The organism is Terriglobales bacterium, assembly GCA_035651995.1.
Lineage (GTDB): Bacteria > Acidobacteriota > Terriglobia > Terriglobales > Acidobacteriaceae > DASRER01.
Genome location: DASRER010000039.1, coordinates 170,041 through 183,683, shown reverse-complemented (window position 1 = coordinate 183,683; position 13,643 = coordinate 170,041). Strand labels below are relative to the sequence as shown.

Below are 13,643 nucleotides of genomic sequence, written 5' to 3'. Positions count from 1 at the left end.
GGTGACTTCAGCTGTGTTGAGCGTGCGGATCGAGCCCACCGCCGACGATTCGTTGGCGGCGATGCGCGAACGCAGCAGGTTCGGAATTGCGATCGCGGCGATGATCAGAATGATCGCCACCACGATCAGCAGTTCGATCAGCGAAAAGCCTTTTTGTCTCCGCATTGAATCCTCTTTCGTTGAAATTCGCACTGTAAGCTTTCCCCGGCTTACATCTGGCAGTTATAGGGGCATGCCGGATGCCAGTTGCGGAAAATGTGGGGATTACTGTGGTGCCTAAGCTTCCGGACGTGCGTTTTCAATGTCTTGTGAGCGATTCGCAACAGGGCCGGAGGCCCGACCGGTGGCCAAATTTTAGACGCATGATGGTTTGATTGACAGAAAGTGTCAACAGTTGAATACGTTTTCTGTCACTTTTGAGCTAGCAGGCGAGCTGCTCGCGGGTGATCTTCATGCCGTTCAGGTTGCCGAGCACGGTCACGGCGATGGCATCGGTCTGGAAGTAGCGTTCGGCCAGCGCGCGCAGCTCTTCGCGACTAACCTGCTCGACGCGGCGGATGATCTCGTCGAGGCTGAAGAAGTGGTCGAAATACATCTCCTGGCGCGCGAGGTTCGACATGCGCGACATGGACGATTCCAGGCTGAGCATGAGGCTGCCTTTGAGCTGGTCTTTGACGCGGCGCAGCTCCTCGTCGGAGATGGGCTTGGACTTGAGGTCGCGGAACTCCTGCACGACGGACTCCACCACCTTGGAGGCGGATTCACGCGAGGTGCCGGCGTAGACCGAGAGGCAGCCGGTGTCGCGATAGGGGTTCAGCTCACTGAAGATGGTGTAGACCAGTCCCTGGCGCTCGCGCACATTCTGGAACAGGCGCGAACTCATGCCGCCGCCCAGCATGGTGTTGAGCAGGTAGCCGGCGTAGCGGCCTTCATGGGAGATGGGATCGGAGGGAACGCCGACGCAGATCTGCACCTGCTCGAGTGATTTCTTGTTGCGCATGATGATGCGCGGCACGACCTGGGGAACGGTTTCGTGGAAACCATTCTTGCCGGGCCGGAGTGAATCGAAGCGGTTGCGCACCAGATCCGCGAAGTGCTGGTGTTTGAGATTGCCGGCGGCGGCGATGATGAGGTTGCCGGGGTAGAAGCGCTGCCTCCAGTAGTCGTGCAGCAGATCGTGCTCAAAGCGGCGCACGGTATCGCGCGTACCCAGGATGGGCTTGCCGAGCGGGTGGCCGTTCCAGAAATTCTGGGTGAAGATTTCGTGGACGAGGTAGTCGGGATTGTCCTCGTCCATTTTGATTTCTTCCAGGATGACGCCGCGCTCGCGGGAAATGTCCTCGGTATCGAAGACGGGGTTGAGCACGAGATCGCTGAGCACGTCGAGGGCGACGGGCAGGTGCTCGTCGAGGACCTTGATGTTGAAGCAGACGCACTCCTTGGCGGTGAAGGCGTCCATGTTGCCGCCGATGGAATCCACCTGGCGGGCAATGTCTTCCGCGGTGCGGGTGTTGGTTCCTTTGAAGACCATGTGCTCGACGAAGTGCGAGATGCCGTTGAGCTCAGGCTCTTCGTGGCGCGAGCCGCTCTTCACCCAGATGCCGATGGAGATGGAGCGCAGGTGCGACATCTCCTCGGTCAGGATGGTGAGACCGTTGGGGAGAACTTCGCGGCGGATGTTGCGAGCGTCTTTGACCATGGTGGCGCGGAAGTCCGGCAGAGCGGGGCTGCTGGCAACTCCATTGTCACACAGGTCCGGCGGCGGCGTCATGCCGGTAAGTGGTTGTGGGTCAGACACTTGCGATTCCTTCTGGAAGGTGGTCGTAAGCTGATGATTTGTCGTGTGATGTGCCTGCGGGGTGCCCGGGAAGTGGCGAATGGGCGACATCTATAATGACAGACGCCGAGTCGAAGCATGCTGTCGCCCCCAAAAAACGAACTTTTAGGGCTTTCCCTTCAAGAGCTTAGCGAGGTGGTCGCGGAGTTGGGGCAGCCGGAATATCGGGCGCGGCAGATTTTCCAAGGCATGTACCGGCACCGGCTGCCGGAGCTGGCGCGGTTCACGACGCTGCCGCAGTCGCTGCGCAGCGAGATGGCGGCTCGCGGGTTTGCGATCACGCAACCGCAGCTGGAGAAGAGGTTTACGTCGGTCGACGGAACGGTGCGGTATCTGTTTGGATTTCCCGACGGCCAGAGCGTGGAAACGGTATGGATGCCGGAGGGAGATGGCGGGGAAGAGGGAAATGAGGACGCGAGTGGTCCGGCGGGATCGGAGAGTTCCCAGGGTGGCCGGCACAGGAAAGGCGCCGGCGAACGTGGGGCACGGTCAGCGCGGGTAACCGGGCGCTCCGCCTGGGCGCGGGCGACGATCTGCGTGTCGAGCCAGATAGGGTGCGCCGTGGATTGCCGGTTCTGCATGACGGCGCTGCTCGGGCTGCATCGCAACCTGACGGCGGGCGAAATCGTCGGCCAGGTGATGGCGGTGCTGAACGATCACGGCGTTTCACTTCCCGGCGAGCGCGTGAACCTGGTGTTCATGGGGCAGGGCGAGCCGTTCCTGAACTACCAGAACTTCATGAAGGCGGTGCGGCTGCTGGTGGAGGGCGTGGGAATTCCCGAGTCGCACATGACGGTGTCGACGGCGGGGATCGTGCCGCGGATCGAGGAGTTCGGCAAAGAGCCAGTGCGTCCCAAGCTGGCGATTTCGCTGAACGCGCCCAACGACGAGCTGCGCACGCAGGTGATGCCGATCAATCGCAAGTGGGACAGCGAGCAACTGCTGGCGGCGGCGCGGGCATTTCCGCTGCGCAACCGAGAGCGGCTGACGTTTGAATATGTCCTGCTTGGCGGCGTCAACGATGCGCCCGAGCATGCGCGCGAGGTGGCGCGGCGGCTGCGCGGTATGCGGGCCAAGGTGAACCTGATCGCGCTGAATCCGGGGCCGGGCATTGAGTTTGCAACACCGGTGGAGACGCGGACGGCGGAGTTTCAGCGCATCCTGATCGAGGCGGGAATTCCGGCGTTTGTGCGCAAGCCGCGCGGGCGCGACATCTATGCCGCGTGCGGGCAGTTGAAGACGATGGCGGAGAACGAGCTGGTGCAGTTGTGAGCGGCAATTAGCAGTTGGCATTTGGCCGGCGGCAGTTGGATTCGCGGCAAGGGCACGGGCGAGGCAGGGATCCTTCGTCGGGCCTCACCGTCGCCCGGCTCTCGCTCAGGGTGGCATCCCACCAACGCGAAGCGCGCAGATCATCCGTAGAAACAACCTGACCGGCAATCCGCGGCTGGTTCTCTGTCATCTGACTTCTCATGCGGCGCGGGGCGGGGCTTCTCTTTCTTCTCTCCATCGTTTTCCTCACAACCGGTTGCGAACGGATGGTGCGCTGGCAGATGGCGCGGGCGGAACGCTTCGAGGCGCAGGCGCGTCCGGCGGCGGCGCTGACGGTGTACGACACGCTGTTGCCGCTGGTGCAGGCCAAGCAGGCTGGGATGCGTTCGCGGATCGAATATCAGCGGGGCGAGAGTTTGTGGCAGATGCAGCGGGCGAGCGACGCGTTCATCGCGTATCAGCGGGCGCTCGACCTGGACGGCGGCAACGATAGCGCGCGGCAGCGGCTGGCCGAACTTTACCTGGCGGCGGGCTCGCCGGAAAAGGCGCTGGAGATGGGCAGCGAGATCGCGCGCAGGAATCCCGATAACGCGGATGCGCTGGCAATGATCGGTGCAGCGCTGGCGACCTTGGGACGCGGCGGGCCGGCGGTGATCGCGCTTTCGCGAGCGCTGGAGATTGATCCGCGGCGCACGCAGGCGTCGTTGTTGCTGGCCGAGCTTTACAACCAGCTCGATAGAGTGGACCAGGCGCGGGCCGTGCTTTATCGCAGCGCGGCGGCGGCGCCGGGCAGCGCGCAGCCACTGCTGGGGCTGGCGCGGCTGGACGAGCAGGAAGGAAACGTGGAATCGGCGGAGCGCAACTATCGCGATGCGGCGCGCGCTTCGGACACCCCGGAGACGAACCTGCGCCTGGCGCAGTTCCTGGAGCGCAGCGGCAGAGTGGAAGAGGCCGTGGCGCTGCTGCGCAAGGTGGACGCGATGCAACCGGCGCAGCCTACGGCACTGGCGGACTTCCAGCTGGGCGCGGGGCGTCCTGATGAGGCGAGCCTGCGCTACGGGCAGCTATTGTTGCGCGGCGAGGCGGCGCCGGCCGGTGCGAGACATTGCGATCGCGGCGACGAGAGCCCGGCGGCCGCGGCAGCACGGCAGGCGCGCAACGCCGTGATCACGCGATTGGTCGAGGCGGACATCGCGGCGGCGGCGGCGCAGATGTCGGTCGCGACCGGACCGCGGGAACGCAGCGCACTGCTGGCGCGAGCGCGCGCTGACCTGGAGAACCATCGCAGTGAACTGGATGCGGCGACGATCGGCACGTTGCAGGCGGAGATCGGGCTGGCGGAGGGCAACTTGAGCGAGGCGCTGCTGCGGGCGTCGAGCGCGGTCACGCTGTCGCCGGAGTCGGCGGCGGCGCACTTCGTGCTGGGCGAGGCGCGGCGCAGGTCGGGCGATGTGTCGAGTGCTCGCGAGGAGTGGCAGGCGGCGCTGGAGAGCGACGCGGGATATCTTCCGGCGCACGTGGCGCTGGCCGAGACGGCGCTGGAGACGGGCAATCCGGCGGATGCGGAGCGCGATGCTGTCGCGGCGGTGCGGCAGGAACCCGGCGACCTGCGGGCGCTGGTGGTGTACGCACGCGTCCTGTTGTCGCAAGGCAGGCTGGATGCGGCCGAAAGCGTGGCGCGGCGCGGCGTGCAGGTGGACGCGAAGGCGTACGAACCGCATCTGGTGCTGGGACAGATCGCGCTGGAGAGGCGAAAGATGAGCGGCGCGCTGCTGGAGTTTCAGCGCGCGCTGGTGCTGGCGCCGCAGTCGGCGGAGACGATGGAAGCGCTGACACGCTTCTACCGCACGGGCAATCTGCCGCGTCCGTTGCTGCTGCGAATGGAGCAAGTGGCCGACACGCCGCCGCAGTCGGCAACGCTGCTGGAGGTTACGGGGCGGCTCTTTGCGGTTGGCGGATGGCATGCGGACGCGGAGCGCTGCTTGCGCCGCTCGCTGGCGGTGGAGCCGGCGCGAGGGACGGCGGCGCGGGCGCTGGTGGAGACCTACGCGGCGCGCGGCGAGCTGGAAGCGGCGGCGGAGGTGGCGTCGCGCACCAGCCTGGAGGCGGCGGCGCTGGTGGCGGGACTGCGGGCGCAGGAGCGGCGCGAATACGACGCGGCGGCGCGCGCCTATGAGTTCGCGCTGCGGCGCGGCGAGCCGAGTGGCGTAGCGGCGAACAACCTGGCCTGGATCTATGCGCGGCAGGGATCGAACCTGGAGCGCGCGCTGGCGCTGGCGCGCAATGCGCGCGAGCTTGCGCCGAGCAGTCCCGAGGTGGCCGACACGCTGGGCGTGGTGCACATGGCGCGGCGCGAGTACAGCGAGAGCGTGGCGGCGCTGGAATCGGCCGCGCGGCTGTTGCCGCACGCGGCGGCAGCGGAGCGGGCGCGGGTGGAAGCTGATGTCCGCGAACATTTGGCCGAGGCGTATCGCGCGGCGGGAAGGCCGCAGGACGCCGCGCGGGTGGCGCGTTAAGCAGCATTCCGCAATCAGCAGTCAGCCGCAACCCCTGCACGTTGCCGGCGAAAGGCGGGCACCCTCGCTGAAGCCGTTCAGGGGCTGATTGCTTTTCGTCCAGCAGCAGTTTCGCGTTTCGTCAGCCTCACATCAAAGTTTGCAGAGATGACTGCGCCGCGAGCGAGCCGCGGGGCACTCTGGGGGAACTTATGCAAAGGCCGCTGGAAGGATATCGGGTTGCGATCCTGGTGACCGACGATTTCGAACAGGCAGAGCTGCTGGAACCGCGGCAGGCGCTGGACGAAGCCGGCGCGCGGACGGTGGTGATTGCGCCGCATGCGGGCGAGGTGCAGGGCATGAAGCACGACGTGAAGGCGGACAAGGTGCGCGTGGACCTGCCGCTGGGCAGCGCCGATCCGGAAGACTACGACGCGGTGCTGCTGCCGGGCGGCGCGCTGAATGCCGACGCGCTCCGGGTGGAGAAGAAGGCGCAGGCATTCGTGCGGCAAATTGACGCGTCGGGAAAGCCGATTGCGTCGATCTGCCATGCGCCGTGGCTGCTGGTGAGCGCCAAGCTGGCGCGCGGGCGCCGCGTCACCAGCTATTTCACCATCGAGGACGACCTGGAGAACGCGGGCGCCATCTGGGAGGACCGCGAAGTGGTCCGTGACCGCAACTGGGTGAGCAGCCGCCAGCCGGAGGACATCCCGGCATTCAATCGCGAAATGATCGCTTTGTTCTCCGAGGCGGCGAGGACGGCGACCGAGCGGCGCGTGGCTTAGGAATTCCTTCGATTTCGGCAGACCGACGATGAAGTCGTCAGGATCACGGCGAGCGCGATCTGCGGCACAGACCTGCACATGGTGCGCGGCACCCTCACCGGCATAAAGCCGGGCACGATCCTGGGGCATGAGGCGTGGGCGTTGTGGAGGAAACGGGACCAGAGGTGCGGATCTTCCGCACCGGGTGGTGATGCCTTCGACGATCGGCCGCGGCTCTCGTACAGAATCAGTCATTGCGACGGTGTAAGAGAAGCTCCGTTAGCTCGTGTCATCCTTGGGCCTTGAGCATCGAAGGATGACGTACGGCAAGGCCGCACTCAGGTGAGATTTTTCGTCATGGCGAGGGCGTCGAGGCCGTCGGAGTAGTAGCGGGGGATGGTGCGCTCGATGGAGTAGCCGTGGCGCATGTAGAAGCGGATGGCGACGTGGTTGTTGACGGCGGTCTCCAGGGAAACGGCGGCGCAGCCGGCGTCACGGAGGCGCTGCTCGGCGGCGTCGAGGAGCCGGGAACCGAGTCCGGAGCGGCGGTCCCGGGGAAGGACGTCGAGGGTGATGATGTGTCCGGCGCCTTTCTTCAGGGGCGCGGCGACGATGAAGGCGACGGGAGCCTTGGTTTCCGCTTCGACGATGAGGGTGAAAGCGCCGGGACGCTGCATGTACCAGGCGAGTTCGCGCCGAGAGTAGGCGATGCCGGACTCGAAGCAGGCCTGGTCGATGCGCCAGAGGGCCTCGAAGTCGGCGGGGCGTGCTTCGCGGATCATGGGAACCGGGTAATTGAGCAATTGAGAAATCGCATCATTGGAACGCAAAAGCGCGGTGAAAGGCAAAACGAAGAGGGTAAAGACCGAGGACACGAAAGGCCACAAAGGGCACGAAGGTAATCAGAGGGTGACTTCTATTTGTGCAAGTGGCGGTGGGTTTCGGGTTCGAGTAAGATGACGCGCTGATTTTCAATCGCGGGCTGGCGTGGCGCACGCTTCGCGGCCTTTTTCAAGCGTAGGTTCGTGGCTGAGAAGGCCTGGTGCGGCAGGAATAGTTCCCACGGGGTTGGGGGTGCAGCGACTTGGCCCGCGCTATTCGCGCGGGCTACGCCAGGATGACTGGGTCTGGGGTCCTTGTGGCGCGAGCACGCGGGCGACATCGCCCGCCTCCACACGGCCCGCGGTGGATTGGGTCTGCATCGTTTGGGTCGTGGGCGACATCTATTCAACGTAATCCTGGCAATTTTTGTGAGTGATGGACACTCAGGAGATCCATGGCAGAGCAGAGCCGTAACAATCCAGTTTCCAAGCCAAACGAAGTTGCGCCGAAGCCGACGGGGCGGGAGTATCCCGTTCTGCCGGTGCGCGATACCGTACTGTTTCCGCACGCGGTGTTGCCGCTGACGGTGGGGCGCGAGAGCTCGGTGCAGTTGATCAACTCGCTGGGCGAGGACAAAACCATTTTGGTAGTGGCGCAACGCGAGGCGCGCGTGGATGCGCCGCAGCCGACCGACTTGTACAGCGTGGGCACGCTGGCAGTGGTGCACAAAGTAGTGAAGATGCCCAACCAGAGCCTGTTCGTCTTCGCCGAGGGCCTGGACCGCGCGCACATCAGGGAATTCACCCAGATACAGCCGTTCATGCGGACCACTTATGAGGTCATCCCCGAGGTGGTGACGCCGAAGGAGCCGGCGCAGGAAGCGCTGCTGCGCAACGTGCAGACGCTGTTCCAGCAGATCGTGAACGGGTCGCCGACGCTCTCGGACGAACTGGCGACGGTCGCGATGAACATCGAGGAGGCCGGGCGGCTGGCGGACTTTGTGGCCAGCTCGCTGCCGTCGCTTTCGACGCGCGACAAGCAGGACATTCTGGAGACGGCGGACGTCAACATCCGGCTGGAGAAGATCAACCAGCACCTGGCGAAGGAGCTGGAAGTGCAGCAGTTGCGGAACAAGATCCAGTCCGAAGTGCAGGACCGGGTGCAGCAGACGCAGCGCGAGTTTTATCTGCGCGAGCAGATGAAGGCGATCCAGAAGGAGCTGGGCGAGCAGGACGAGAACGCGCGCGACGTGGAAGACCTGCGGGCGAAGATCGAAGCGTCTGGCATGCCGGAGGACGTGAAGAAGGAAGCGCTGAAGGAGCTGAACCGGCTGGCGCGGATGTCGCCGATGGCGGCCGACTACTCGATCACGCGGAACTACATCGAGTGGCTGGCGGTGCTGCCGTGGGCGAAGTCGAGCGGCGTGGAAGTGGACATCCCGAAGGCGAAAGAGATACTGGATGCCGACCACTACGACCTGCAAAAGGTGAAAGACCGCATTCTCGACTATCTCTCGGTGCGGCGGCTGAAGCCGAGCATGAAAGGGCCGATCCTGTGCTTCGTTGGGCCTCCGGGCGTGGGCAAGACGTCGCTGGGAAAGAGCATCGCGCACTCGCTGGGGCGGAAGTTCGTGCGGCTGTCGCTGGGCGGCGTGCACGATGAAGCGGAGATCCGCGGGCATCGGCGCACTTATATAGGAGCGCTGCCGGGGCAGATCATGCAGGGCATCCGGCGGGCGGAGACGAACGACCCGGTGTTCATGCTGGACGAGGTGGACAAGCTGGGGCGCGACTTCCGCGGAGATCCCTCGGCGGCGTTGCTGGAAGCGCTCGATCCGGAGCAGAACTCGACGTTCCGCGACAACTACCTTGACGTGCCGTTTGATCTCTCGAAGGTGCTGTTCATCACCACGGCGAACATGCTGGATCCGATTCCGGATCCGCTGCGCGACCGCATGGAGATCATCGAGCTGCAGGGGTACACCGAGGACGAGAAGGTGCAGATTGCCTTCCGCTACCTGATCCCGCGGCAGCGTGAGGAGAATGGGATACCCGAGGGCGCGATCGAGATCACGGAAGAGTCGGTGCGGTTCATGATCCGGCACTACACGCGCGAAGCGGGGGTGCGCAACCTGGAGCGGCACATCGGAACGCTGCATCGCAAGCAGGCGCGGCGAATTGCCGAGGGCAAGACCGAGCCGCTGAAGGTCACACCCGAGGTGGTGCAGGAGTTCCTGGGCGGAATCAAGATCCGCGTGGACACCGAAATTGCCGAGCGGACGCAGCGGCCCGGCGTGGTGGTCGGACTGGCGTGGACGCCGACCGGCGGCGACATCCTGTTCATCGAAGTGAACAAGATGAAGGGCAAGGGCGGCTTCACCATGACCGGACAGATCGGGCAGGTGATGCAGGAGTCCATGCACGCGGCGCTGACCTGGGTGCGGTCGAACGCGGAGAAGCTCGGTATCGACGAGAACTTTTTCCGCGATCACGACCTGCACATTCACGTGCCGGCGGCGGCGATCCCGAAGGACGGCCCGTCGGCGGGGATTTCGATCACGACGGCGCTGGTGTCACTGCTGACGGACCGGCCGGTGTGTCCGTATCTGGCGATGACCGGCGAGGTCACGCTGAGCGGGAACGTGCTGCCGATCGGCGGCGTGAAAGAGAAAGTGCTGGCGGCGAAGCGCGCCAACGTGCGCGACGTGATCCTGCCGGCCGACAACAAGATGAACGTGGAAGAAGACCTGACGCCGGAGCAGCTCAAGGGCCTGAACATCCACTACGTGCGTTTCGTGGATGAAGTGCTGGAGATTGCCCTGCCGAAAGGACCGATCGAGGAGCGGAAGGACGCCGAGGAGAAGGAGAAAGTTGTGGCGTCGGATCCGGTGGCGGCGGCGTAAGGTTTTGCTTCGGTTTCCCCGCGTGCCTAACGGCACGCGGGTTTTTTTGCGCGCGAGCCGGCGCTGAAGCGGCAGGGGTGTTTCGACTCCGCCCGCGCTATTCGCGCGGACTTCGCTCAGGATGACTTTGGAGTGCTTACTTCTTCTTGAGTTCGGCGGGCCAGTTGACGACGAGGTTGAGCGGGGCGGGGGAGTCGTCTTCGGCGAGGTTGGCGAGGACGCGTTTGCCGTCGGCGGAGAGGTCGTATTGCTGGCCGACGGCGGTCGTGTTGACGTTGAACAGGACCTTGGGGGGGCCAATCTGTAGGTCGCCGCCGCTCTCGGCGATGGAGCAGACGGTGACTTCGCCTTGATTGGAGATGAACATGAGTTCGCCGCTGTCGTTGCGCCAGCGGGGACCGTCGCCGCTGTTGGTGGAAGCCTGCCATTTGCCCGCGCCGCGCGGGAAGGGAGCGACGTAAATCTCATTGCGGCCGCTTTCGGTGGAGGTGTAGGCGACCCAGCGGCCGTTGGGCGAAATACGGTAGTTGATGATGGAGGATTGCGAATTCGGCGGCGCGACCACGAGGAAAGGCGTTTGATCGCCCTGGGTAGCGCGGGCGTACAGGGTGTAGCCGTTCGGACCGTTGGCCCTGATAAACGCGAGGTACTTGCCATCGGGAGAATAGCTGGGCAAGCGAACTCCGGCCGAACCCGGCTCCCGGATGAGCAATTGCTCGCCGCCGCTACCATTCGTTGCCTTTTCATAGACGGCGGCTGCGGCGCCGCCGGTCGCCTGGGCGTTGCCGGTATAGAGCAGCGTCCTGCCGTCGGGCGACCAGGACGGTTCATGCTTGACGGTGGCGCTGAAGGTGAGGCGGCTGCGCGTACCGCGTTCGAGGTCGATGATCCAAACTTCCAGTTGGGGGTCGCCCAGGGTAACGGCGAGCTTCTTGCCATCGGGTGAGAGCGCAGGATCGACGTACAGGGCACGGTCACCGATCGCGCCGATCTTTTTGCCGCTGCGATCAAACCATGTGAGCTGGGTGCCCTGTGTTTCAGCGGCGCCGGGCTGGAAGATCATGACGCCGTTCGCCGAGGTGGAAAAGACGGTGTGCCAGACGCCCGCATCGTGGCGTACGCGATCCACCAAAGGACCAGCCTCGCCGGAAAGCTTGCCGGTTGCGGGATCGAAGCGTTGCGCCATGAGCGCGGTGCCGAAGTGATAGAGCAGATAGCCGCTCGAGTAGTCACCGGCGGAGTCGGAGGCGACGAGGAGACGATCCTCCTTGCCGTCGAGGGAACCGAAGTAGATGCCGTTTTCCTGCGCGCCGGTTCCGTTGTGGTTGGTGGCGAGGTAAAGGAAGTGCTTGCCGTCAGGCAGCGCGACCGGCCAGCGGTGGGTGGTGTGCTTGCTGGTGTCGATGCGAGTGACAGGTGTGGCCGACCCACCGGAGGCGCCGACGCGGAAGATGTTGGACTGAAAGTCGGGCGAGAAGAGGATGACGTTATCGGGACCCCAACTTCCACCGCGCGCGTTGGGAGCATCGGCGAGCACAGCGACGGGGCCGCCGGTGGCCGCGATTTTGAGAAGCTTGCCGTTGGCGAAGAAGCCAATGGAGCGGCCGTCGGACGACCAGAAGGGATCGTAGGCGTTGTCGGTGCCGTCGAGGCGCTGTGCGGAAAAGCTATCGAGCGAGCGCACCCACAGGCCGCGGGGAGCATTGGCGGTATGCGCCAGGAAGACGATTCGGCTGCCGTCGGGCGAGAGCTGAGGCACGCCGCCGTAGTCGCCGGTCGAGTCGAAAACGAACTTGCCGGGCGCGGTGATGATGGCGCGAAGCACCGGCTGCGGCTGCGCGGAGCGGCCGAAGAGAAATGCGGCGACGCCAACGGCGATGAGCGCGAGTAGCGCGCCGGCAAGGGTGAGCACGCGCTTGCGCGGCGAGACGGCGACGGCGGGCCGGGGCACGACGCCCGAGGGCTGCGCGATCCAGCGCAGCTGGAGCATGAGGTCGTGGGCGGTCTGGAAGCGCTCGTCGGGATCTTTGGAGAGGCAGGTCTTGACGACCTGCTCGAGCGTGGGAGGAACGAGCGGCTGGATGGAGCTGATCGGCTCCGGGTCTTTCTCCAGGATGGAGGATGCGACCGAGATCTGCGACTTGCCGTCGAAGGCGCGCTTGCCGGTGGCCATTTCGTAGATCACGGCGCCGAAGGCAAAGATGTCGCTGCGCGCGTCGGCTTCTTTGCCTTCGATCTGCTCAGGCGACATGTAGTGCATGGTGCCGACGATCATGCCGGCGCTGGTGAGCGGTGAATCGGGGCTGGCGATGGTGACGGCGGCGCTGAAGACCGGCACGGAGTTGGCCGAGGCGCCGACCGTGGTGGCGAGCGGCTTGGCCAGTCCGAAGTCGAGGAGCTTGGCGCCCGACTTGGTCAGCATGATGTTGCCGGGCTTGAGATCGCGGTGGACGATGCCGGAGCGATGCGCTTTGTCGAGGGCGTCGGCGATTTCGGCGGCGATGGTGAGCAGTTGCGGTGTGGGAATGGGGCCGCGCTTGAGGCGGCTGGCGAGGGTTTCGCCTTCCACGTACTCCATGATGAGGAAGTCGACGCCGTCGCTCTGTCCGACGTCGTAGAGGCCGCAGATGTGCGGATGGTTCAGCGAGGAGATGGCGCGGGCCTCGCGCTCGAAGCGCTGATGCAGGTCGGAGTTGGCGGCCACCCTGGCGGCGAGAATCTTGATGGCGACGATGCGGTTGAGGCGCGTGTCGCGCGCGCGGTAGACCTCTCCCATCCCACCGGCGCCGAGCTGGTCTTGGATTTCGTAGGGGCCGAGTTTGGAGCCGGAGGTTAGCATAGGGATCCTTCGACTCCGCCCAGCCCTTTCGCAACGAGCCGTGACACTTCCGATAGATAGGACGAAAGGGCTGGGCTCCGCTCAGGATTTCGCCTGTCGGCTCCCGCTCGCCTTCGCTGCGCTCGGCATCGCTCACGCCGCCAAAATGGCTCAATTTCGTAGGGGCCGAGTTTATGGCCGGAGGTCAGGGGCATTGCCGGGATTATATGGGACGAACCGTGCTCCTGCGACGGGCGGGTGCACGTCGACGAAAAAAACTTCTCACCGCGGATGACGCGGATTTTCTTGACTCGATGCGGTATTGGGGTTGACCGGAGTCCGTGTTGATGGGAGCGGCGCACACATCTGCCAACGGAGGGCAGATGTGGTGCACCGGAGCAGTGGTGCGGTGTTCGCGGGCGGGGTCGCCCGCGTCCACAGGGTTCGTGGTCGCCCGATGGGCGGTGCTGCGGGTAGGGATCCTTCGACTCCGCCCGCGCTATTCGCGCGGACTTCGCTCAGGATGACTCGGGTGAAGAGCGGAGGTAGCGCGGAGACGTAGCAAGCTGCGTCTCTACCAACGTTTCTTCTCCTTACTTCTTTTTGAGTTCGGCGGGCCAGTTGACGACGAGGTTGAGCGGGGCGGGGGAGTCGTTTTCGGCGAGGTTGGCGAGGATGCGTCTCCGGGCCAGGCGATCGGCGCTTTCCGCAAGCGAGCCGGACTTAGGCGTTC

At 64.8% G+C, this 13,643-nt stretch carries 8 protein-coding genes; 4 read left to right on the top strand and 4 right to left on the bottom strand.

What is annotated here, in order from left to right:
* The coding region (locus VFA60_14015; protein HZQ92905.1) for a prepilin-type N-terminal cleavage/methylation domain-containing protein at positions 1 to 165 on the bottom strand (165 nt) is incomplete at its 3' end.
* A 256-nt stretch (positions 166 to 421) separates the two neighbouring features.
* Positions 422 to 1,798, bottom strand: coding sequence for a pitrilysin family protein (locus VFA60_14010; GenBank protein ID HZQ92904.1), 1,377 nt, complete (start codon positions 1,796 to 1,798; stop codon positions 422 to 424).
* 117 nt (positions 1,799 to 1,915) lie between these two features.
* Between VFA60_14010 and rlmN the strand changes: the two genes are divergently transcribed.
* The 3 genes from rlmN (at position 1,916) to VFA60_13995 (ending at position 6,389) form a co-directional block, all read left to right on the top strand.
* A complete protein-coding gene (rlmN, locus tag VFA60_14005) occupies positions 1,916 to 3,109 on the top strand; it encodes a 23S rRNA (adenine(2503)-C(2))-methyltransferase RlmN (GenBank protein ID HZQ92903.1) in 1,194 nt (397 codons plus the stop codon).
* A 200-nt stretch (positions 3,110 to 3,309) separates the two neighbouring features.
* Entirely contained in the window at positions 3,310 to 5,625 is a 2,316-nt protein-coding gene (locus VFA60_14000; protein ID HZQ92902.1) for a tetratricopeptide repeat protein, read from the top strand.
* Between the two features lie 191 nt (positions 5,626 to 5,816).
* On the top strand, positions 5,817 to 6,389 hold the full coding sequence (locus VFA60_13995; GenBank protein HZQ92901.1) for a type 1 glutamine amidotransferase domain-containing protein: 573 nt from the start codon (positions 5,817 to 5,819) through the stop codon (positions 6,387 to 6,389).
* A gap of 317 nt (positions 6,390 to 6,706) precedes the next feature.
* On the opposite strand, the gene VFA60_13990 is transcribed toward VFA60_13995, so the two are convergent.
* A complete protein-coding gene (locus VFA60_13990) occupies positions 6,707 to 7,150 on the bottom strand; it encodes an N-acetyltransferase (protein HZQ92900.1) in 444 nt (147 codons plus the stop codon).
* 494 nt (positions 7,151 to 7,644) lie between these two features.
* Here VFA60_13990 and lon point away from each other — a divergent pair, with 494 nt between their 5' ends.
* The gene (gene lon / locus VFA60_13985; GenBank protein HZQ92899.1) at positions 7,645 to 10,092 is read left to right on the top strand and encodes an endopeptidase La; all 2,448 of its coding nucleotides are present in this window, start codon (positions 7,645 to 7,647) and stop codon (positions 10,090 to 10,092) included.
* A gap of 136 nt (positions 10,093 to 10,228) precedes the next feature.
* Here the strand turns inward: lon and VFA60_13980 are convergent, their stop codons facing one another.
* Positions 10,229 to 12,931, bottom strand: coding sequence for a protein kinase (locus VFA60_13980; protein HZQ92898.1), 2,703 nt, complete (start codon positions 12,929 to 12,931; stop codon positions 10,229 to 10,231).
* Between the last annotated feature and the right edge of the window lie 712 nt (positions 12,932 to 13,643).